Annotated in this window: 18 protein-coding genes and 1 pseudogene; 8 read left to right on the top strand and 11 right to left on the bottom strand. The window is 58.1% G+C overall.

Annotated features, from left to right (window positions below):
* Positions 1-29 precede the first annotated feature (29 nt).
* The 5 genes from FHR87_RS03815 to ampE all read left to right on the top strand — a co-directional run bounded on the left by FHR87_RS03815 (position 30) and on the right by ampE (position 4,850).
* Positions 30-1,385, top strand: a complete 1,356-nt coding sequence (locus FHR87_RS03815; protein ID WP_183165388.1) for a tryptophan--tRNA ligase — start codon at positions 30-32, stop codon at positions 1,383-1,385.
* A gap of 135 nt (positions 1,386-1,520) precedes the next feature.
* Positions 1,521-2,651, top strand: coding sequence for a cell division protein ZapE (gene zapE, locus FHR87_RS03810; RefSeq protein WP_183165437.1), 1,131 nt, complete (start codon positions 1,521-1,523; stop codon positions 2,649-2,651).
* A gap of 40 nt (positions 2,652-2,691) precedes the next feature.
* On the top strand, positions 2,692-3,357 hold the full coding sequence (gene nfi, locus FHR87_RS03805) for a deoxyribonuclease V (RefSeq protein WP_338021218.1): 666 nt from the start codon (positions 2,692-2,694) through the stop codon (positions 3,355-3,357).
* Between the two features lie 99 nt (positions 3,358-3,456).
* Positions 3,457-4,017, top strand: a complete 561-nt coding sequence (gene ampD, locus FHR87_RS03800) for a 1,6-anhydro-N-acetylmuramyl-L-alanine amidase AmpD (protein WP_183165386.1) — start codon at positions 3,457-3,459, stop codon at positions 4,015-4,017.
* 11 nt (positions 4,018-4,028) lie between these two features.
* Positions 4,029-4,850, top strand: coding sequence for a regulatory signaling modulator protein AmpE (gene ampE / locus FHR87_RS03795; protein WP_183165385.1), 822 nt, complete (start codon positions 4,029-4,031; stop codon positions 4,848-4,850).
* An 11-nt stretch (positions 4,851-4,861) separates the two neighbouring features.
* Here ampE and FHR87_RS03790 read toward each other — a convergent pair whose 3' ends face one another.
* Entirely contained in the window at positions 4,862-5,656 is a 795-nt protein-coding gene (locus tag FHR87_RS03790) for a TatD family hydrolase (RefSeq protein WP_183165384.1), read from the bottom strand.
* A gap of 39 nt (positions 5,657-5,695) precedes the next feature.
* Positions 5,696-6,232: pseudogene (locus FHR87_RS03785) on the bottom strand (methylated-DNA--[protein]-cysteine S-methyltransferase); the annotation flags it as partial.
* 174 nt (positions 6,233-6,406) lie between these two features.
* On the opposite strand from FHR87_RS03785, the gene bfr reads away from it, so the two are divergent.
* Entirely contained in the window at positions 6,407-6,874 is a 468-nt protein-coding gene (bfr, locus tag FHR87_RS03780; protein WP_183165382.1) for a bacterioferritin, read from the top strand.
* Positions 6,875-6,953: 79 nt separating this feature from the next.
* Here the strand turns inward: bfr and FHR87_RS03775 are convergent, their stop codons facing one another.
* A complete protein-coding gene (locus FHR87_RS03775; protein ID WP_183165381.1) occupies positions 6,954-9,359 on the bottom strand; it encodes a heavy metal translocating P-type ATPase in 2,406 nt (801 codons plus the stop codon).
* Positions 9,360-9,539: 180 nt separating this feature from the next.
* On the opposite strand from FHR87_RS03775, the gene FHR87_RS03770 reads away from it, so the two are divergent.
* Positions 9,540-9,731 carry a heavy-metal-associated domain-containing protein gene (locus FHR87_RS03770; RefSeq protein WP_183165380.1) on the top strand — a complete coding sequence of 64 codons (192 nt, stop codon included), beginning with the start codon at positions 9,540-9,542 and terminating at the stop codon, positions 9,729-9,731.
* Positions 9,732-9,753: 22 nt separating this feature from the next.
* On the opposite strand, the gene FHR87_RS03765 is transcribed toward FHR87_RS03770, so the two are convergent.
* Positions 9,754-10,395, bottom strand: coding sequence for a TetR family transcriptional regulator (locus FHR87_RS03765; protein WP_183165379.1), 642 nt, complete (start codon positions 10,393-10,395; stop codon positions 9,754-9,756).
* A gap of 193 nt (positions 10,396-10,588) precedes the next feature.
* Between FHR87_RS03765 and FHR87_RS03760 the strand changes: the two genes are divergently transcribed.
* Positions 10,589-11,767, top strand: coding sequence for a multidrug effflux MFS transporter (locus FHR87_RS03760; RefSeq protein ID WP_183165378.1), 1,179 nt, complete (start codon positions 10,589-10,591; stop codon positions 11,765-11,767).
* Here the strand turns inward: FHR87_RS03760 and FHR87_RS03755 are convergent.
* From FHR87_RS03755 to FHR87_RS03725, 7 genes are all read right to left on the bottom strand, one after another.
* A complete protein-coding gene (locus FHR87_RS03755) occupies positions 11,745-11,930 on the bottom strand; it encodes a hypothetical protein (protein ID WP_183165377.1) in 186 nt (61 codons plus the stop codon). The genes FHR87_RS03760 and FHR87_RS03755 overlap by 23 nt on opposite strands.
* Positions 11,931-12,014: 84 nt before the next feature.
* The gene (locus FHR87_RS03750; RefSeq protein WP_183165376.1) at positions 12,015-12,965 is read right to left on the bottom strand and encodes an adenosine deaminase; all 951 of its coding nucleotides are present in this window, start codon (positions 12,963-12,965) and stop codon (positions 12,015-12,017) included.
* Positions 12,966-13,346: 381 nt separating this feature from the next.
* The gene (locus FHR87_RS03745) at positions 13,347-13,937 is read right to left on the bottom strand and encodes an IMPACT family protein (RefSeq protein ID WP_183165436.1); all 591 of its coding nucleotides are present in this window, start codon (positions 13,935-13,937) and stop codon (positions 13,347-13,349) included.
* A 171-nt stretch (positions 13,938-14,108) separates the two neighbouring features.
* Positions 14,109-14,606: an acyl-CoA thioesterase gene (locus FHR87_RS03740; RefSeq protein WP_246335769.1), complete on the bottom strand. Its 498-nt coding sequence runs from the start codon at positions 14,604-14,606 to the stop codon at positions 14,109-14,111.
* A 174-nt stretch (positions 14,607-14,780) separates the two neighbouring features.
* The gene (locus FHR87_RS03735) at positions 14,781-15,371 is read right to left on the bottom strand and encodes a malonic semialdehyde reductase (protein ID WP_183165375.1); all 591 of its coding nucleotides are present in this window, start codon (positions 15,369-15,371) and stop codon (positions 14,781-14,783) included.
* Between the two features lie 288 nt (positions 15,372-15,659).
* Entirely contained in the window at positions 15,660-19,307 is a 3,648-nt protein-coding gene (locus FHR87_RS03730) for an AAA family ATPase (RefSeq protein ID WP_183165374.1), read from the bottom strand.
* Positions 19,304-20,569 (bottom strand): exonuclease SbcCD subunit D C-terminal domain-containing protein, encoded by a 1,266-nt coding sequence (locus FHR87_RS03725; protein ID WP_183165373.1) that lies wholly within the window; start codon positions 20,567-20,569, stop codon positions 19,304-19,306. Before FHR87_RS03725 ends, FHR87_RS03730 begins: the two co-directional genes overlap by 4 nt.
* Between the last annotated feature and the right edge of the window lie 51 nt (positions 20,570-20,620).

The following is a 20,620-nucleotide window of genomic DNA, read 5'->3' as shown; positions in this document are numbered from 1 at the left end:
GTGTCGACCGATAGAAATTTGGAAACACCATGACTACCCGCATTCTCACCGGTATCACCACGACTGGTACGCCGCATCTGGGCAATTACGCTGGCGCCATCCGGCCGGCCATCGTCGCCAGCCGGGCTCCCGATGTCGATTCGTTCTACTTTCTGGCCGATTACCATGCCCTTATCAAATGCGATGACGCCCAGCGTATTCAGCGTTCGCGCCTGGAAATCGCCGCAACCTGGCTGGCGTGTGGACTGGATGCCGAGCGGGTCACCTTTTACCGCCAATCCGATATCCCGGAAATCCCGGAGCTCACCTGGCTGCTGACCTGTGTCGCTGCCAAGGGATTGTTGAACCGGGCGCATGCCTATAAGGCATCGGTGGACAAGAATATCGAGATCGGCGAAGACCCGGATGCGGGTGTCAGCATGGGCTTGTACAGTTATCCGGTGCTTATGGCTGCGGATATCCTGATGTTCAATGCGCACAAGGTGCCGGTCGGGCGAGACCAGATCCAGCATGTGGAAATGGCTCGGGATATCGGCCAGCGCTTCAACTACCTGTTCGGGCAGGGCAAGGAGCTGTTCACCCTGCCCGAAGCGGTGGTCGAGGAAAACGTGGCGACCTTGCCTGGTCTGGATGGGCGCAAGATGTCCAAGAGCTACGACAACACCATTCCGTTGTTCGGTAGCGCCAAACAGCTCAAGGATGCCATTGCTCGGATCGTGACTGACTCACGGCTGCCCGGCGAGCCGAAAAATCCGGACAGCTCCCATCTGTTTACCCTGTATCGCGCCTTTGCCTCGGTCGAACAAGCCACCGCGTTTCGCGATGACTTACTGCAGGGCTTGGCCTGGGGCGAAGCCAAACAGCGTCTGTTCGCCATCCTGGATAGCGAATTGGCACCCGCTCGCGAGCAATACCAGACACTTGTGGCCAAGCCGGGTGAACTGGAAGACATTCTCCAGGCTGGAGCGGCCAAGGCTCGCCGTCTGGCTACGCCGTTTCTCGGCGAGTTGCGCGAAGCGGTAGGACTACGCAGCTTTCGGACCGAGCTCAAAGCCGGTTCGTCCAGGAAAAAAACTGGCAAGGCCGCACGATTTGCCAGCTTCCGCGAGCAGGATGGCAGTTTCCGCTTTCGTTTTTTCACGGCCGAGGGTGAAGAATTGCTATTGTCACGCTCGTTCCAGGATCCGAAAGCGGCAGGTACCGTTACTCGTCGTTTAGTCGATAACGGAGCGGCAAGCCTTGAGCTGCGTCCCGCCGAAGATGGTAGATTCACCCTATGGCTGGATGGCGAATGCATCGCCGACAGCCCTGGTTTCGCCGATGCTCATGCGCTGGATGCTGCCATGCAGCGGTTACGCGAAGCATTGGCGACCCTGGCTGAATGACCGAGTTGCCTGCCGGATGGCTCCCGGACTGGCTATGCACATCTATGGAGTTTAGAGATGAACGACCTGACTGAATTGTCGACGGCCCAAGGCACTGCCAAGATCGCCGACTCGCCTGAGCGTTCTGGCCGAGCCATGACGCCTCTGGAACGCTACCAGGCTGACTTGAAACGTCCTGATTTCTTTCACGATCAGGCTCAAGAAAATGCCGTGCGGCATCTCCAGCGTCTCTATGACGATCTCGTTGCAACCAGCTCCGGTGCAGGTGAGGGGGCTGACAGAAACGGTAGTGGTCTGCTTGCCAGGCTGTTCGGTGGAGCCGTTGCCCGCAAGAAACCGGAGCCGATCAGGGGCCTGTATTTCTGGGGAGGCGTTGGCCGCGGCAAAACCTATCTGGTCGATACCTTCTACGATGCGCTGCCTTTCGAACAGAAGATGCGTACGCACTTCCACCGCTTCATGAAGCGCGTACACGAGGAAATGAAAACCCTCAAAGGTGAAAAGAATCCACTGACCATCATTGCTCGTCGTTTCGCCGACGAGGCCCGGGTGATCTGTTTCGATGAATTCTTCGTTTCCGACATTACCGACGCCATGATTCTGGCAACCTTGATGCAAGAGCTGTTCGACAACGGTGTCAGTCTGGTTGCCACATCCAATATCGTGCCGGATGGTCTGTACAAGGATGGCCTGCAACGCGCCCGTTTCCTGCCGGCAATCGCGCTGATCAAGCAGCACACCGAAGTCGTCAACGTGGACAGCGGTATCGACTATCGCCTGCGCGCTCTGGAACAGGCCGAACTATTCCACTGGCCGTTGGATGCGGCGGCTGAGGAGAGTCTGGAGCAGAGTTTTCGCAGTCTTTTGCCGGAAAACAGCAAGTACCAGCTCAATGAAGCCTTGATGATCGAAAACCGGGCCATTCATGCGCGCAAGGTCTGCAACGATGTTGCCTGGTTCGAGTTTCGCGAGCTTTGCGACGGTCCGCGCAGCCAGAACGACTATATCGAGCTGGGCAAGATTTTTGCCGCGGTGCTGCTCTCCAACGTCGAGCAGATGGGGGTCTCCAAGGACGACATGGCACGCCGTTTCATCAATCTGGTCGACGAATTCTACGACCGTAACGTCAAATTGATCATTTCTGCCGAAGTCGAGCTCAAGGACTTGTACACGGGTGGGCGTCTGGAATTCGAGTTCCAGCGTACCCTGAGCCGCTTGCTGGAGATGCAATCGCATGAATTCTTGGCGCGGCCGCACAAGCCCTGATGGAAGAAATCAACCGCAGGAACCGATGACCGGAGCTTTGGTGCCCTACGATTTTGACGGTTGGGACGGTAGTCCGGCAACAGCCCGTGAAATACAGAAGCAACTGGCTACCCAGGTGCGTCTAGAGGACGATTTTCCCGAGCTGCGCCTGATTGCCGGTGTGGATGTCGGCTTTGAAGAGGGTGGCGACATCACGCGTGCCGCCGCTGTCCTGCTGGACGCCCGGACACTGGAGCTGGTCGCCGAATGTGTTGCCCGGATTCCTACGACAATGCCCTACATTCCTGGCCTGCTCTCTTTTCGCGAATTGCCTGCACTGCTGCAGGCATTTGCTTCGCTGCCGGAAACGCCCGATCTGGTTTTTGTCGATGGGCATGGTATCGCCCATCCGCGCCGATTGGGTGTCGCTGCGCACTTTGGTGTGGTCAGTGGTTTGCCGACCATCGGTGTAGCGAAGAAGATTCTTACCGGTACGCATGCTGAGCTGGGTCTCAGCCGTGGTTCCCGGGCCGATCTTCTGGATCGCCGGGGTGAGATCATCGGCACTGTGCTGCGTAGCAAAGAACGCTGTCTGCCGCTGATCGTCTCGCCTGGACACCGGGTCAGCTTGGTCAGCGCGCCCGATCTGGTACTGGCATACCTGACCCGTTACCGCTTGCCAGAGCCAACGCGGCTGGCCGACAAGTTGGCCTCACGACGAAAATAGATACGATTTGGTGTAGCCAACGCTTGAAGTTAAATGCAGCGTAGCACTGCCTTTTCGCTTTAAGCTTCCAGCCCCAAGCTTTCAGCTCTCTTTTGGATCATGCATCTGAATCCCGATACCGGCTGGGTCGATGGCATTACCCATTGCCCCTCGCCAAATTGCAATGAGCGGCCAGAGGATGAAATATCACTTCTGGTTATTCACAACATCAGCCTGCCACCCGGTTGCTTCGGTACGGGCAAGGTCCAGGCATTTTTCCAGAACCGGCTGCCTGCCGACGAGCATCCATTCTTTCAGGAAATTGCCGGGCTACGGGTTTCAGCACATTTTCTAATCGAGCGCGATGGTACGGTCACCCAGTTCGTTTCCTGTCGGGAGCGTGCCTGGCATGCCGGAGTATCCAGTTTTTCGGGACGACAAAATTGCAATGATTTTTCCGTAGGCATCGAGCTGGAAGGTACTGATCATAAGCCCTATGCAGAAGCGCAATACGCTGCGTTGATAACCCTGACGGAGCTGTTGCAACAGACTTATCCGCAGCTTGTTTCCGAAAGAATCTGTGGTCATAGCGATATCGCACCACAGCGCAAGAGTGATCCTGGCCCGGCTTTCGACTGGCCGCGTTTCCGGGTCGCCATCGCACACGCCAACAGACCCTAGAGGGTAAGTCCATGAATTTTCTATTGCTCTTGCTGGTTCTGCTGGCGGAGAGATTTTCCACCATCCGCCATACCATCCAGCAGGATGGCTGGTGGTTCGATTTACTCAGGCGTTGCGAACGACCGCAATCGCCCTGGGCGACTTTGGTCTGGACGGTGCTGGTACCGCTACTGATCGTGGGTTTGCTGCTGCGTCAGCTCGATTATCTGTTCGGTGGGCTGACCTTTTTCCTGGATTTGCTGATTGTGTTCTACAGTCTTGGCCGGGGTGATCCCAGGGCTGAGCTGGGAACCTTCTGTGAAGCCTGGTACCGGGGCGATGAAGAGGCTGCCAGCCATATAGCCAGGCGAGAGTTGGGAATTTCGGCCAACAACAGTGGCGAGCTGTTCGAGCAGGTGCAGATGCATCTGCTCTGGCAGGGCTATCAGGGATTCTTCGCAGTGATCTTCTGGTATGCCTTGCTCGGACCGCTGATCGCACTGGCCTATCGCCTGCTGGACCTTGTCGAGCGTCATGCTGAAACTTCGGTTGTGCGCGAGCTGGCTGGGCAGCTACGGCATGCCCTTGACTGGCTACCGGCTCGGGTTCTGGCTATTTCCTTTGCCTTGGTGGGTAATTTCGCTGCATTCGCGCGAGCCGTATTGCCTAATCTGCTGCATTGGCGAGTTTATGCTCCCTTCTTGCTGCTGCAGACCGGGATACTTTCGGTCGAGCCGCTTGGTAGTGTGCGCGGCGAGCAGGGTGTTGCCCGCATCGACAGCTTATGGTCCCTGTTGTTTCGCGCTGGCATGCTCTGGTATGTCGCCCTTGCAATCTGGACTGTCGTGCTTTGATGATAGTGGCTTCAGGCTTGGTAATCTTGTTTCCAGCCAAATACCTCGCAGCTATTGCGATAGCTGTGGGTTGCCAGTTCTTGCGGGTCGATTCTTTTGAGCTTCGCCAGTGCCTGGCAGATGTCTGGCAGGTATTCCGGGCTGTTGCGTTCACCAGGGTGGCTGGCTGGAGGCATGTCGGGTGCGTCGGTTTCCAGCACGATGCCTTCCAGGGGTAATTGCTGCAGAACCCGATGCATCCGCTGGGCCTGCGGCCAGGTTCCAGCCCCACCCAGCCCGAGTTTATAGCCCAGGCGCAGATATTCACGCGCTTCTTCCCAGCTGCCGCTGAAGGCATGGACGATCCCGCTTCTTGGAAGTTTCTGGCGTTTAAGCGTCGCGATCATGGCGGCGTGCGCACGGCGTACATGGAGTAGTACCGGCAGTTGGAATTCGCTTGCCAACTGTAGTTGTGTTTCCAGAAAAAATTGCTGGCGTTCGCGGTCGGGAGCTTCGATGTAGTAATCCAGCCCAATCTCGCCGATAGCGCAGAGTTTTTCTTCTCCATGCCGGTGTTCCAGCCACTCGCGCAGGCGTTGCAGATCATCGTCATGGTGTATATGGAGATAGGCCGGGTGCAGGCCGGGTGCCGCAAATACACTCGGTTCCCGTTGCGCCAGTTGCCACACACGCTGCCAGTTCGCTTCGAACACACCAAGCACAATCATTCGTTTGACGCCTAAAGCCAGACAGTGATCGATCACTTGCCGGCGGTCGCTATCGAATGGCTCGAAATCGAGATGGGTATGGGTGTCGATCAGGCGCATGGGCTGTCTTGCCAGGATTTGGTCATTCGACTGTCGCGGCTATTGAACATGAGGCAGTGGCGGAGACGTCAGGTTTGCGTGTTGAGCTCGCTCGAGTTCGAGTAATGCCGCCTTGCGCTGCAGGCCCCAGCGGTAGCCGGTGAGCCCTTTGCTGCCGACGACGCGATGGCAGGGAACCAGCAGGGCAATGGGGTTGCGTGCGCAGGCGTTGGCCACGGCGCGGGCATGGCTGCCCAACTCTTTCGCCAGTTCGCCGTATTGGCGAGTCTGGCCACATGGTATGCGGCGCAAGGCCTGCCATACCTGTTGCTGGAATACGGTACCGTGCGGGTCCAGCGGAGGTTCGCTGGCCTGCGCGGGATCGTTCAGCCAGTTCAATATCTGCTGGAGCCAGGTGTCGAGTTTTCTTGTCATATCCTGTTGCAATTTTGCATGAGGAAAGCGCCTGTTCAGTTCTGTGATCAGTTCCCTTTCGTTCTCTTGATCGCCAAGTAGCAGCGCGCAGACGCCTTTATCACTGGCGGCTAGCAAAAGTAGGCCCAGCGAGCATGGAGAAAGCGTGTAATAGAGGACTTCTTGAGGTACTCGAATGCTCATGTTCAGGGCTCTCAGGCGGTTAAATATGAAACGGATCAATTCTCAAATGCAGGAAGCGGGCCAATTTTTTCAAATGTGGCATCTTGTCGCTTGATTTCATTCTGATCGATGGCCATTCTTTTGTATTAGTCCAAAGGTGAGGAATAACAAACAATGCAAGGCCAAGCACAGGTTGTCGATTATCTGAAGGGATTGTTGCGTGGAGAACTGGCTGCCCGGGATCAGTACATGCTGCATTCTCGCATGTACGACGATTGGGGCTTCACCCGTCTCTACGAACGTCTCAATCACGAAATGCAGGAAGAAACCCAGCATGCCGATGCGCTGCTCAAGCGGATTCTTTTCCTCGAAGGCACGCCGGATATGACGCCGGATCCGATCAATCCTGGTAAAACGGTTCCCGAGATGCTGAAAAGCGACCTGGCGACCGAGTACAAGGTACGTGATGCCCTGGCCAAAGGCATTGCCTTGTGTGAGCAGTTGGGCGATTACCAGACCCGCGAAATCCTCGAACTGCAGTTGCAGGATACCGAGGAAGACCATGCCTATTGGCTGGAAAAACAGCTTGGCCTGATTGATCGCGTTGGGCTGCAGAACTATCTGCAGTCGCAGGCCCAGTAAGTTTCCCGCTGTAGAAAAGCCTCGCCTTGCGGTCTTCTATCACGGAGACCGTGCAAGCTGGTGAGGTGCGATTCCTCCATTATCGATCCTGCCGATCTGGATCTGCTTCCGGTTTCCAGGTTTTCAGCAGCAGTGCATTGCTCACAACGCTGACACTGGACATGGCCATTGCTGCACCTGCAACCACTGGGCTGAGCAAGCCACATGCGGCCAGCGGAATGCCAACAAGGTTGTAGACAAAGGCCCAGAACAGATTCTGGCGGATTTTCGCGTAGGTTCGGCGACTGATCGACAGAGCCGCCGGCACTAGGCGTGGATCACCGCGCATCAGGGTGATGCTGGCAGCGTGCATGGCGACATCGGTACCGCTGCCCATGGCGATACCAACGTCGGCGACTGCCAGTGCTGGCGCATCATTGATGCCGTCCCCGACCATCGCTACGGTCGCACCGTTGCGTTTCAGCTCGGCGACTGTGGCAGCTTTGTCTGCTGGCAACACCTCGGCGTGCACATCGTCGATCCGTAGTGCCTCGGCTACCACCTTGGCACTACCGCGGTTATCGCCGGTGAGCAGATGGGTGCGGATATGCCGGGCGTGCAGGGCCGCTACTGCCGCAGCAGCGCCTTCCTTGAGGCTGTCGCCAAAGGCGAACAGACCGAGGATGCGTGATTCGGGAGCTGTTTCCAGCAGCCAGGACACGGTTCTGCCTTCAGCTTCCCAGGCGTTTGCCAGCTCGGTTGAATTGCCGGTCGACAGGCCGTTTTCTTCTAGGAGTCGGCGATTACCCAAAGCCAACTGACGATCCTGCAAGCGCCCGGTTATACCGCGCCCGGCCAGCGCCTGGCTGTCCTGGATTTGCTCTGGTTGCACTTGTTGTTCCGCACAGCGTTCCAGCACAGCCTTGGCCAGGAGGTGTTCGCTGCTGCGTTGCAAGCTTCCAGCCAGGCGCAGCAAGCTGACTTCGTCGCCATCCAAGGCATGCAGGTAGACGACACGTGGCGAACCGGACGTGAGGGTGCCGGTCTTGTCAAATACGACGCTGTCGACCGCATGAGCGACTTCGAGGGCTTGCGCATCCTTGATCAGGATGCCATGGCGTGCCGCAACTCCCGTACCGGCCATGATTGCGGCCGGTGTCGCCAGGCCTAGCGAGCAAGGGCAGGCAATGACCAGTACGGCGACCGCATTGATCAGCGCCGTTTCCAGCGAAGCCCCCAGCAAGAGCCAGGTAGTGAGCGTCAGCAGGGCGATCAGCAGAACGGCCGGGACAAAAACCTGGCTGACCCGGTCCACCAGTTTCTGGATGGGTGCCTTGGCGGCCTGGGCGTCTTCCACCAGACGGATAATCCGGGCCAGCACGGTTTCCTTACCTACCGCTATGGTACGGACCAGTAATCGACCGTCGCCATTGATAGCGCCACCGGTGACCGGATAGCCAGGAGACTTGGGCACCGGTACGCTTTCGCCAGTAAGCAACGCTTCGTCAGCCTGGCTTTCGCCAGCGGTTACCTCTCCGTCTGCGGGAAAGCGCTCGCCTGGCCGTACTACCACGGTATCGCCAGGGCGCAGTGCTTCGATGGCGATTTCTTCTTCATGACCATTGAGCAGGCGCACGGTACGCTCTGGTCGCAAGGCTTGCAGTGCACGGATGGCCGTGCTGGTCTGGTGTTTGGCACGGCTTTCCAGGTATTTGCCAAGCAGTACCAGGGCGATTACCACGGCGGATGCCTCGAAATACAGATGTGGTATCTGCCCGGCAGGCACGGTTGCCCACAGATACAGGCTGAGCCCGTAACTGGCGCTGGTACCGAGAGCGACCAGTAGATCCATGTTGCCCGCACGTGCCCTTACTGCCTTGTAGCCAGCCACATAGAAGCGTGCGCCAAGAATGAATTGGACTGGCGTGGCCAGCAGGAATTGAATCCAGGGTGGAAGCATCCAGTGTCGGTCGAACAGTCCCCCGAGCATAGGGACGACCAGAGGTGTTGCCAGCAACAAGGCGATACCCAGCATCCAGCGTTCATGGCTCAGGTGAGTCCGAGCCACCTCCTGGGTAGCTGTCATGCCTGGTCTATCAATTACAGCCTGGTAGCCAGCAGCTTCTATCGCCTGGATCAATGTCGTGGATTCCAAGCCGTCGAGCAGTTCTACGTGAGCGCGTTCGCTGGTCAGGTTGACCGTGGCACTGCGTACCCCGGGTACCTTGAGCAAGGCACGTTCGACCCGACCGGAGCAACTGGCGCAAGTCATGCCGGAAATAGACAGCTCCAGGGTTTGCGTGGGTACCTGGTAGCCGGCTTTTTCGATAGCCTCGACCATGGCCGACAGGCTGCTCTTTTCGGCTTCGGCCCGTACCTGCTCGCTGGCCAGATTGACGCTGGCTGCTGTCACTCCCGGTACGTTCAGCAACGCGCGCTCGACGCGGCCGGCACAGCTGGCGCAGGTCATGCCGGTGACCGGCAGGGTATAAATGGGGTTGGCCATGTGCGTTTCCTTCGATTCGGCGATGCAAGTCAAGCGTCGTCACGAGAGTGGTCTTGATCGAGAGCGCTGCTTGCGCGACAGAAGGGCTATCTCGATCTGGTTTTCGCCGCTGTGCTGTCGACTTGCCTGAATGGATGATCCAGAATCCAGCTGATTAAACAGCCAGGAGATCTTTTTGCCATGCAAACATTCAATGTCAAGGGTATGACTTGTGGGCATTGTGAGCGGGCCGTGATTCAGGCCATCCAGTCGCGCGACCCGAGTGCGGTGGTCAAGGTCGATCTGGGTACTGGAGTCGTCCAGGTCGATACTGCCCTGGACGACCAGGTAATACGTGAAGCGATTCAGGCAGAAGGCTATCAAGTGCAATAAGCTGCCAGGGGCGCGCCCTTTGTCAGGCAAGGCAATCAGGTAAGGGCGAGCTTCGCCAATCCCGGATCAACCCGTTGAACAGCGTATCCAGCAGCAGGGGAGGATCCCTGTCTGGATCGTAGAGGGAGGGGTTGCGGGTCCAGTCGGTGAAGAGACCCACGGCCATCCCATGCAGAGCAAGAGCTGCCAGGCGCGGCGTTACTCCAGGTTGGAGGCGGTCGGATACGCTGGCCAGCAGTTTTTCGCTGAGCTCGATAATCAACTCGATAAAGGCATTGTGCCGTTCTTCTGCTTCGCGTAGTTCATCGGTGAATTCGCAGCGATGCAGCAAAATAGTGAAGATCCGCAGTCGCTGTTCATTGTGCCCCAGAGAGGCGAGTGCCTCGACGAACAAATCATAAAGCTCCTGGAGCGGTTCGCGCTGATTGCAGATGCACAGGCGTTCGATCAGCTGTTCGGGAGGCAGGCGTACCTGATTAAGCATGTCATTGAACAGATGGGCTTTGTTCTGAAAATGCCAATAGATAGCGCCCCGCGTTACGCCGGCATCGCGGGCGATCTGATCGAGACTGGTATGGGCCACGCCCTTTTCAAGAAACAGGCGCTCGGCGGATGCCAGTATGGCTACACGGGTTTTTTCAGCTTCTTCTTTGGTACGGCGCATTCGAGTTTTCCAGCGGTCAGCCACTGTGTGCATCTATAGGTAGGTTGCTGCTTCAGTCCGTTTTCGTGCAGCAATCTGGCGACGAAAAATACGGATTATATTTACAATCGAGACTGTATGTAACAGCATCTGGTATTCCTGTAAACATCAATACAAGTCTGGCTGATTGCAAGCCCGGTTACGAGTGCCCGAGATGACTCTGCGAATTCTTTTGATCCTGGGGGCGCTGACTGCCTTCGGGCCCATGGCGATCGACCTTTACCTGCCAAGTTTTCCTACCTTGGCTGTCGTTTTTTCCACCGATATAGAACATGTGCAACTTTCCCTGGCAGCCTATTTCATCGGTCTGGCTCTGGGCCAGTTAATCTACGGCCCCGTGATCGACCGTTACGGCCGGCGCCTGCCGCTTCTGTTCGGTACGGTAATTTTCAGTCTGGCTTCGTTGGCCTGTGCGTTTTCGCCTTCGCTCGACTGGCTGATTGCCATGCGCTTCGTGCAAGCGTTCGGTGGTTGCGTAGGGATGGTCGCTTCGCGAACGGTGGTGCGTGATCTGTGCGATCCACCGACTACAGCCAAGGTATTTTCGCAACTGATGCTGGTTATGGGGATTGCGCCGATCCTGGCACCGCTGATAGGAGGATTGCTGCTGCAATGGTTTGGCTGGGCATCCATTTTCGTCGTGTTGATGGTCTTCGGTGGGCTCTGTGGACTGGCGGTATTGCTCTGGCTACCAGAAACCTATCCTGCCGGACTGCCGCCTGCGCCGATGTCCGGGGCCTTGCGGCAATACTGGCGTTTGCTGTCCGATCGAGCGTTTATGGGGCATGTCCTGACCGGCGGTTTCGCCATGTCTGGAATGTTCGCCTATATCGCTGGTTCGCCGCATGTCTTCATCGAGCTTTACGCAATCCCGGCGCAGCATTATGGCTGGCTGTTCGGCAGCAATGCGGCAGGATTCATTTTCATGTCGCAGGTCAATGCCCGCCTGCTACGCTTGCGCGGGCCATATTTCTGGCTGCCGCGCTGGATCTGTGTCTACTTCGTCAGCGGGCTGGCCTTGCTGGCGATAGCGCTTTCCAGGCCGGCCATGCTTTGGCCGCTACTGCTACCGCTGTTCTGCTGTATCGCCAGCCTGGGGTGCATCATTCCAAATGCGACAGCCTGTGCGATGGCTAAGCAAGCCGACAATGCAGGTAGCGCTTCAGCATTGATGGGGAGCCTGCAGTTCGCCAGTGCGGCTATCGCTGCCGCTTCCGTCGGGGCTTTCGGTTCTGCTTCCGCCATACCGTTGGCTGGTGTGATCTGCTCGTGCGGGCTGCTGGCGATCCTGGCTTCGGCATCTGCCAAGGCTAGCCTGCAGCCAGATTCCTGAGAGCTGTCTGCGGTAGTACATGCTCTGCCGACAAACGTTTTTCCAGTGCCGCGACGAATTCAGTGGCTTCCTTTTCATTACGGAAGGTGACTCGATGTCGGCCGATCAGAACCTGCCAGGACGTCTTATACGATGAAACCAACGGGCGAACGAGAATATCCACGGTTGAACTCCTCTCACGGAAAGGGGACTGCAATCTATTTCTTTTTAAGCGCTCATCGCTTGATACTTGTCAGGCGATGAGTCTTCAAAACGACAGCCTGGCTTCGAGGCTGTTCCGGGCCAGGCGCCTGGCTTGATCGTCGGTCATTCCCAGGCCGTCATGCAGGGCCTGGAAGTTTTCCATCACGTAGCCGCCGAAATAAGCGGGATCATCAGAGTTGACGGTGACTTTCACGCCTTTCTCCAGCAAGTCGAGAATGTTGTGCTGGTGGATGTCATCGAAAACACGGAGCTTGATATTGGAAAGCGGACAGACCGTCAGTGGAATCTGCTCGTCGATCAGTCTGTCGATCAATCGGGGATCTTCAATCGCCCGTACACCATGGTCGATGCGACAGACCTTGAGTAGGTCCAGCGCTTCCCAGATGTATTCCGGCGGGCCTTCTTCGCCAGCATGGGCAACCGCTTTCAGCCCTTCGGCGCGGGCCCGCTCGAATACGCGCTGGAACTTGCTGGGTGGGTGGCCGAGTTCAGAACTGTCCAGACCTACCGCCAGGAAGGTATCCCGATAGGGCAGTGCCTGCTCGAGCACCTTGAAAGCCTCCTCTTCGGACAAATGCCGCAGGAAGCTGAGGATCAAGCCACTGCTGATGCCGAGTTTCCCTCGGCCATCCTCCAATGCCGCACTGATACCGCCCAGTACCGCTTCGAAGGGAACACCGCGCATCGTATGGGTCTGCGGATCGAAGAACGGCTCGGTATGGATGACATTCTGTTCATCGCACTTGAGCAAGTAAGCCCAGGTCAGATCGTAGAAATCCTGTTCGTTACGCAGCACATCGGCACCACGGTAATAGAGATCGAGAAACTCCTGCAGATTATTGAAGGCATAGGCTTGGCGCAGGTTGTCCACATCGGGCCAGGGCAGGGCGATTTTGTTGCGTTCAGCCAGCCTGAACAGCATTTCCGGTTCCAGGGAACCTTCCAGGTGCAGGTGTAATTCGGCCTTGGGGATATCGATGAGCCAGTCGTACATGAAAATATTCTCGTGCGGATTCGTTGTGCCGATTTGTCTCATGACGAGCCCGGTAAGTCCATGGGGCTGTTCAAGCTCTGTACGAATCGCGCAAATGCAGATGCCGTCTGGCCTGGCAAAATTACTCCCAAGGTTATCCACAGTTTTTTCCAGGGTTGCTGGGTATAAATAAACGATTGACGAACAGGATCTTTTTTGCGTTTTGATTACGGTGGTTGAATTAAAAAACACTTGTAATCAATGGTTTATTCGTGGTTTATGTTTTTTTGATCAAAATTGGTTAAAAAATGTACGATTATGCCAAAGGCCCGTACCATCGGCATTCGCAGCATTCTTCCAAGGGTTATCCACAATTGCGTACACAGCAATTGTGGGTGGGCTTTATTCGTCGAGCAGATGCAGGTGGATGCGGCCTCGGCTGATATGGACGAGCATTTCCTGCAGGGCAGGTAGTTTTTCCATGGAGGTGGCCAGCTCTAGGGTAGCGCCCTCGGCATCGAAGTTTTCGCCTTCCAGCCGGACGTCATGGTCAGCCAGGCGCGCCTTGATCAAGGCCAGTTCAGCGAAGCGGCAATGGCAGCGACAGCGTACCAGTGCCACCAGTTCGATCCGTTCGCCAGCTTGCAGGCATTTGGCCGTGCAACCGCCATAGGCACGCGCCAGTCCACCGGTGCCGAGCTTGATACCGCCGAAGAAGCGCGTCACGACTACCACTACGTGGTCGCAATCCTGGCCTTCGATGGCAACCAGCATGGGGCGACCGGCGGTTCCGCCTGGTTCGCCGTCATCGCTGAAACGGTATTGCCCAGCGATCTTCCAGGCCCAGCAATTATGGGTAGCGCCAGGATCGCTGACGGCCTGGATAAAGGCTTGAGCTTCGGCTGGCGTGGATACCGGGGCGGCCTTGGTCAGGAAGCGGCTTTTCTGGATGATGTCCTGGTGTTCGCAGGGGGATATCAGTGTGAAAGGCATGCAGTGTTGGCCTTGAGCGACCCAGAGAAAAGTGTTGCAGGAATGGTGACGGTTGGAAGAGGCTGACGGCATCGAATTGCTCGATGCCGCCGGATACCTGGATGCAAGGCAGCGCCAGCCTGGTATTGCATTGGTTTTTTATGGCATGCGCTATTTTTCAGTGGCGTTGATTCAGAGTTGTTTTTTGAGTGCCTTGTAGCGAGCTTCCAGCTCACGGCGGATCTGCCGGCGTTCCTGACCCTGCTGGAAGCGACGCTTCTCTTCGGGAGTCTGGGGGTCCAGCGGTGGTACGGTCAGGGCTTTGCCATCGCTGCCGATCGCTACCATGGTGAAGAATGAGCTGTTGGTGTGGCGGCGAGTCTTGTCCCGGATGTTCTCGGTCATCACTTTGACGCCGATTTCCATCGATGTGTTGCCGGTGTAGTTGACCGAGGCAAGGAAGGTGACCAGTTCACCGACATGGACCGGCTGGCGAAAAATCACCTGGTCTACCGACAGGGTGACCACGTAGCTGCCGGCATAGCGGCTGGCGCATGCGTAAGCGACTTCGTCGAGATATTTGAGGATGGTGCCGCCATGCACGTTACCGGAAAAGTTGGCCTTGTCCGGCGTCATGAGGACCGTCATGGTGAGTTGGAAGGGTTTGTCGTGTTGGGTATCGGGCTGCATGGGGGATCAGCTCCCTCTGATTGATGAGGAGTTCATACTTTAGAACAATTCACCCGGCAAATGCATGGTGCTAAGTAAATTCGGCATGCGTAGTTCCAAAGTACGGGCAGTGTTTTCCGGCATTGTACCGGTCGTTCAGGAGGCATGGGTCTTGAGCTTCCTGGCTCGTGGCGTTCAGGCCAGGCGGCACGCCCGCTCGAAATCCAGGCGCGGCAGACGGTCGTGCAGCCGTCCTGGATCGCCATAGCCGATATTGACCAGCAGGTTGGATTTCCAGGTCGTGCCGGCGAAAAAGGCTGCGTCCAGCTTCGTTGCATCGAAGCCGGACATCGGCCCGGTGTCCAGCCCCATCGAGCGAGCCGCGAGAATCAGATAGGCGGCCTGTAGCGAACTGTTGCGCAGGGCCGTCTCGGTGATCAACTGGGGGTTGCCGGTGAACCAACTGCGGGCGTCGGTATGCGGAAACAGCTCCGGCAGCGCTTCGTAGAATTCGTTGTCATAGGCGACGATGGCCGTCACTGGGGCATTCATGGTTTTCTGCACGTTGCCTTCGGATAGGCACGGTTTAAGTTTTTCCTTACCTTCGGCGCTACGTACGAAGACGAAGCGGGCCGGACAACAGTTGGCGGAGGTCGGACCCATTTTCAGTAGGGAATAGAGCCGTTCGATTTGCGCATCAGAGATCGGCTTGTCTTGCCAGACGCTGAATGTGCGGGCTTCGGTAAACAGTTGGGCGAGACTGGTACTGTCGAGAGGCGTAGACATGGAGAAATCCTCGGGTGGGGTGGCATCGGCTCGGTAGCGGCTGGCAGGAATGATGAAGACCAAGTAAAAACTATATGCCGTTCAGCCTTTAGAGCCTGTTCACGATCTGCTGCGCGTCGGCCATACGGCGTTGAAAATGGCCTGGATCGCCAGCCCGGTCGGAATGCTCATTTACAACGCGTAAACTCGCACGCGAGCCCGGTCCGCTTGCTCAGCCATTTTCGCCTTGTCTGGCTCTAGCTCGCGAGATCGTGAACAGGCTCTCACAACGCTGGGGCGGCTTTTTCTTCACCCGCCTTTGATCGTGAGGCTGCTGCGTCCGTTCCCTAAGCGTTGTACCTGGATCTGCACCGGTATGCGTTCGTGCAGTTCCTGCACATGGGAGATGACTGCTACCTTGCGACCTTGGGCCTGTAGCGAATCCAGCGCATCCATGGCGATTTGTAGGGATTGGGGGTCGAGGCTACCGAAACCTTCGTCGATGAACAGCGATTCGATGCGTAGCTTGCTCGACGCCATCGAGGCCAGGCCCAGCGCCAGTGCCAGGGATACCAGAAAGGTTTCGCCGCCGGAGAGTGAATGTACCGAGCGTAGTTCGTCGCCCATTTCCGTATCCATGACCAGCAGCCCCAGCGGACTGCCGCCACGTATCAGGCGATAGCGGCGCGCCAGGTGGCGCAACTGGACATTGGCGTGCTGTACCAGCAAATCGAGGTTATGCGCCTGGGCGATCTTGCGAAAGGCCGCACCATCGGCCGAACCGATCAGTATGTTGATACGTTCCCGGCGTCGATATTCGGCCTGAGCCTGGTCAATACGTTGCAAAAGATCGTGGCTATGCTGACGACGGCGATCGTCGTCCAGCAGGGTGGCGCGTCGATCAGTGCATTGGTGCTCGATTTCTTCACAACGCAGCCGGTTCTCACCGATGGCCTGTTCCAGACCGGCGGGATCGATAAGCGGTTGTGGCTCGATACCGTGGGCCGCGAGCCGCTGGCGGCGCTCTTCCAGGGTTGTGCGGCATTGGGTGAGGGCATCGCGGTTGCGTGTGAGGGTTTCGCGCAGCGCAACGACCTGCTCTTCGGGTCGGTCGAGCAGCATATTCAGCGTGGCATCGTCCAGTTGCGGATGGCGGCTGCGCCATTGATCGAGTTCGGTGATTAGCGCGGTTTGTTCGTCGCGCAATTCATCCAGGCGTTTTTGCCGAGTCTGCAGTTCGTTGGCAACGACGGCGAGTTGTCGGTTGTTTTCGTGATGTTGATGTTCTGTTTGGGCAAGAGTATCGCGAGCGGCTTGCAGGTTGGCTTCCAACTGCTGTTGCCAGGCTCCGGTGTGGGGAAACTCGCCCAGTAATGCTTGCAGGCGCTGGCGACAATCGAGCAGGCGGCTTTGCTGTTCGTGCTGCTGGCGTTCGCAATCCTGCTGTCTGTTCAGGCGAGCAGTTTGTTCGTAGTGCTCGCGCTCCAGCGCTCTCTCGTATTCAAGCCGGGCCTGTTGCAGAGTGGCTTGACGCTCCAGTTGTTGACGGCGGGCGGTAACAGCTGTATCCAGCGGCGCGAATGCCAGGTTCGGTTGGTCGCGCCAGGCTTGCAGCGAGTCTGGCGGCAAGAGGGGCGCGAGGCTGTCCAATTCCTGTTCGAACTGCCGGTTGTCGTGCATGACCGCTTGCTTTTGCCGATCCCGCAGGTGAACCGCTTCGAGGCAGAGTTCATTGGCGTTCTGCAGGTCATGCTGCAGTTGTTCGCGGCGCTGTTGCAGATCGATCAGTTGCCGTTGGCGCTGTGCCGCCATCGCGATGCGCTCGGCCAGTTCGTTGACGGAGCGGGCCAGTGATTCGCTCCGTTCAGCGTCTGGTAATTCGAGTAGTGCGGCATAGGCAGGCATGGCGAGCAGGGCCTTTTCCAGGTGCTGCACTGCATGGCTGGTTTCTTCGTAGCGCTGCTGCAACTGCTTGATGTGTGTGTTCAGTTCGACATGGCGTTCGCGTAGCGCCTGCAGGCGCTGGTCGAGTTTGGTCAGCCGGCTTTTGGCCTGTTCGGCTTCCTGTTCGTCCTGCTTGTTCAGGGCGGCCAACAGAGTGTCCTGGATATGCCAGGGATGTTCCTGGCTGCCGCAAACCGGGCAGGGTTCGTCCGGCTGCAGGGCCGCGCGCAATTGCGTGACGCTTTGGCTGCGGGCCAGGCGCTGGCGCTCCAGCAGTTGCAGGATGACTTCCAGTGCCTGCCTGGCGGTATCGTGCTCGGTGCGTACCTGTCGGCCGGTTTCGCTCAGGGTTGCCAGCTCTGTCTGTCTGGCAGTCTGCTCGGTTTGCTGGTGTCGCAGACGTTGGCGCTGTGCCTGGTAATCCTGCCAGAGACGCTGCAGGGTTTCGCCATCCCGTTGGTGGCAGCGCCAGTCGTCCAGCTGCCGCTGCAAGGTCTCGAGCTGTTCGCCTGGCCTGCTGGTATCTCCCTGTTCGACCTGCAGGGTATTCAGCGCCTGGCGTGCGGTGACCTGACGTGCTTCGGCCTGTGCCACTGCCTGCTCCAATGCCGGTAGGTCGGCCTGGTTCTGCCGCAAACGCAGCGCTATTTGCTCCAGTTGCAGCAGGCGCGGGCGCTGGATCGTCCAATTCTCGCAAAGCGCTTGCAGCCTGCTGTCGTGTGTCAGCTCAGCAGCCAATCGGTCGAGTTGCCGGGTTGTTGCCTGTTGTTGGGCCTGCACGTTATCCAGGCGAGCTTTTCCTGCTGCTGTGGCGTCTTGTGCTGTTTCGGTGTTTTGCCGGATTTGTTCGAACTCTGCACTCAGGTGGGTTTGCAGTTGCTCTTCTTCGCGCGCCTGCTCCAACCGTGGAGTGGCTTGCTGGCGGGTCTGCTCGGCAGTGGCCAGGGCCGTCCTAGCCTGGTTGCAGCAGGTATCCAGGGCGAGCAGATGCTGCTGCAAGTCGCTCTGCTGTTGCTGTTGGCGAGCCATCAAGGCTGACTGCTCGGATAATCGCGGCTCCAGTTCGGCCAGTCGGGCGAAGCGATGCCGCTGCGGTGCCAGCTCTTCCAGCAGGGCGAGAGTCTGACGCGTTTCGGCCAGTGCCTGGTGCTCGGCTTCGGCTTGGGTGAGCTGGCCCATGGCCGTTTCTACATTCCTTTGCAGGCGAGACCGCTCTTGCAGCCAGTGCTGCCGTTTTTCCAGTGATTGTAACGTTTGTTGCCGGTTTTCCAGCTCATGGCGCAGTTGATGGTGCTGTGCTTCCAGTTCCTGGCGGGCGTCGGCTGCCAGTGGCTGGGTATTGCCGAACTGCCGCTCCAGCCCGGCAAGGTCTTCACGAGCCACTTTGGCCGCGGCGAACGCGGCTTGGCCCAGTCGACTGTAGAGACCAGTATCGGTGAGTTTTTCCAGCAGGGCACCGCGCTCGTTGTCGTCGGCCTTGAGGAAGGCACTGAATTCACTCTGGGCCAGCAGTACGGCGCGGGTGAATTGCGCGAGGTTCAGCCCGAGCCGTTCCTCCAGCAAGCTCTGGAATTCACGTTTCTTGCCGCTGGCCAACAATTGATTATGGTCCAGGTCGATGAGCGTCTGGCGGCTTTGTTGCAAGCGCCCGTCAGCACGTTCGCGGGCGCGGTTGGCTTCCCAGCGGGCACGATAGCGGTGTCCGTCGATGCCGATGAAATCCACCTCGGCATAAGCGCTGCCGCAACCACGGCGTAGCAGATTGCGTTCGTCACTGGTGGCGATTTCGTCCTTGCCGTCGGGGACCTTGCTCAAGCCGATGGGTTTGTCCAGGCGCGGCGTGCTGCCGAACAGCGCCAGGCAGAGTGCATCCAGCAACGTACTCTTGCCGGCACCAGTGGGGCCGGTTATAGCGAACAGGCCGGCGCTGGCCAGCGGTTCGGCAGTGAAGTCGATCTGCTGTTCGCCGGCCAGCGAGGCGAGATTTTTCAGGCGAATGGCCAGGATTTTCATCGAGCCTTTTCCCGGTCTGGCGCGACCCGGTCTGGCGTGACCCGGTCCAGTTCGACCTGTTGCAGCAGGCTGGCGAAGTCTTCCAGGGCCTGGGTATCAGGTGAGTTGCCGAATCGCTCTACCCAGGCGCGGCTGAACAAGTCTTGCGGGCTGATCTGCTCAAGCCCGCAGAGCGGCGTTTCGTTCTCGTCGTGGCTGCGGCCGGCATATTCGCTGGCAATGCGTACCAGGCGGCAGGATTTGCCCTGCAAGGCGTTTTCGATCTGCTGGCGCAGATCCGGCAGCGGTTCGTCGAGCCGGATCCGCACTTCCAGCCAGGGTTGCCGTTCGCGCGGCAAGTCTAGCGACGGCAAGGCTTCGAGTTGGTGGAGCACGTCAGCCAATGGTTCGGGACCGATACGGTGCATGTCCACCGCACGTGGCACCGGTAGGCTTTCGACACTGTGCAAGTGCTCGCCTGCGAGCGTTACCAGCAAGATCTGGTGCGTATAGTGCTCTTCGGCGAAAGACAACGGCAGTGGTGAGCCGCTGTAGCGAATGCGCTCCTGGCCACCCACCCGCTGTGGTTTGTGCAGATGGCCCAGGGCGACGTAGCCGATGGTTGCTGGAAACAGGCTGGCCGGTAGGGTTTCAGCGCTGCCGATAACGATATTGCGCTCGGAGTCGGCCGATACCGTGCCTCCGGTCATATGTGCATGGCTCATGGCGAGCAGTGCCTGGCCGGGCTGGCGCTGCGTCTGCGCCGCAGCGACCAGCGCGGCATGGACCTGCTGGATGCCGGTCAGGTAATCGTCGCCATTATTGTCGCGGCTGGTGACTTCGGCCGGGCGCAGAAAAGGCAAGGCCAGGCACCAGGCGGCGATTTCGCCCTGGGTATTGGTCAGGGGTAACAGCAGGCGGGAGTGCTCCAGATGGCCATCCGTGCTCCAGTGGATGCGACCGATAGCATGGGTATTCAGGCGCTTCATCAGGGGGGCGGGCAGTTCGATACGGGCACCGGAATCGTGGTTACCGGCAATCATCAGAATCTGCAGCCGGGGCAGGCGCTCATGGGCTGAAACGATGAAGTCGTAGAGGCGTTCCTGCGCTTTCAGGGGGGGATTGACCGTATCGAAAATATCGCCGGCGATCAGCAAGGCATCGGGGCGTTGTTCTTCCAGGCGTTCGAGGAGCCAGGCGAGAAAGCAGGCATGCTCGTAGTCGCGCTCCTGCCCGTGCAGGGTTTGGCCGAGATGCCAGTCCGAGGTGTGAATCAGGCGCATGGGGAGTCGTGGCAGTGGGAAAGGATGAATGGCGGGCACGCTACTCTGCGT

The organism is Azomonas macrocytogenes (genome assembly GCF_014191985.1).
Lineage (GTDB): Bacteria > Pseudomonadota > Gammaproteobacteria > Pseudomonadales > Pseudomonadaceae > Azomonas > Azomonas macrocytogenes.
Note: the sequence above shows the minus strand (reverse complement) of the source record. Positions and strands in the feature narration are given on the sequence as shown.

What these genes read in the sequence shown, in the direction of transcription:
- FHR87_RS03775 (WP_183165381.1), bottom strand. Translation starts at nt 9,359, where the DNA reads ATGGCCAACCCCATTTATACCCTGCCGGTCACCGGCATGACCTGCGCC.
- FHR87_RS03760 (WP_183165378.1), top strand. Translation starts at nt 10,589, where the DNA reads ATGACTCTGCGAATTCTTTTGATCCTGGGGGCGCTGACTGCCTTCGGG.
- FHR87_RS03745 (WP_183165436.1), bottom strand. Translation starts at nt 13,937, where the DNA reads ATGCCTTTCACACTGATATCCCCCTGCGAACACCAGGACATCATCCAG.
- FHR87_RS03815 (WP_183165388.1), top strand. Translation starts at nt 30, where the DNA reads ATGACTACCCGCATTCTCACCGGTATCACCACGACTGGTACGCCGCAT.
- FHR87_RS03735 (WP_183165375.1), bottom strand. Translation starts at nt 15,371, where the DNA reads ATGTCTACGCCTCTCGACAGTACCAGTCTCGCCCAACTGTTTACCGAA.
- FHR87_RS03730 (WP_183165374.1), bottom strand. Translation starts at nt 19,307, where the DNA reads ATGAAAATCCTGGCCATTCGCCTGAAAAATCTCGCCTCGCTGGCCGGC.
- ampD (WP_183165386.1), top strand. Translation starts at nt 3,457, where the DNA reads ATGCATCTGAATCCCGATACCGGCTGGGTCGATGGCATTACCCATTGC.
- FHR87_RS03725 (WP_183165373.1), bottom strand. Translation starts at nt 20,569, where the DNA reads ATGCGCCTGATTCACACCTCGGACTGGCATCTCGGCCAAACCCTGCAC.
- FHR87_RS03770 (WP_183165380.1), top strand. Translation starts at nt 9,540, where the DNA reads ATGCAAACATTCAATGTCAAGGGTATGACTTGTGGGCATTGTGAGCGG.
- zapE (WP_183165437.1), top strand. Translation starts at nt 1,521, where the DNA reads ATGACGCCTCTGGAACGCTACCAGGCTGACTTGAAACGTCCTGATTTC.
- FHR87_RS03740 (WP_246335769.1), bottom strand. Translation starts at nt 14,606, where the DNA reads ATGCAGCCCGATACCCAACACGACAAACCCTTCCAACTCACCATGACG.
- FHR87_RS03765 (WP_183165379.1), bottom strand. Translation starts at nt 10,395, where the DNA reads ATGCGCCGTACCAAAGAAGAAGCTGAAAAAACCCGTGTAGCCATACTG.
- bfr (WP_183165382.1), top strand. Translation starts at nt 6,407, where the DNA reads ATGCAAGGCCAAGCACAGGTTGTCGATTATCTGAAGGGATTGTTGCGT.
- FHR87_RS03750 (WP_183165376.1), bottom strand. Translation starts at nt 12,965, where the DNA reads ATGTACGACTGGCTCATCGATATCCCCAAGGCCGAATTACACCTGCAC.
- ampE (WP_183165385.1), top strand. Translation starts at nt 4,029, where the DNA reads ATGAATTTTCTATTGCTCTTGCTGGTTCTGCTGGCGGAGAGATTTTCC.
- FHR87_RS03790 (WP_183165384.1), bottom strand. Translation starts at nt 5,656, where the DNA reads ATGCGCCTGATCGACACCCATACCCATCTCGATTTCGAGCCATTCGAT.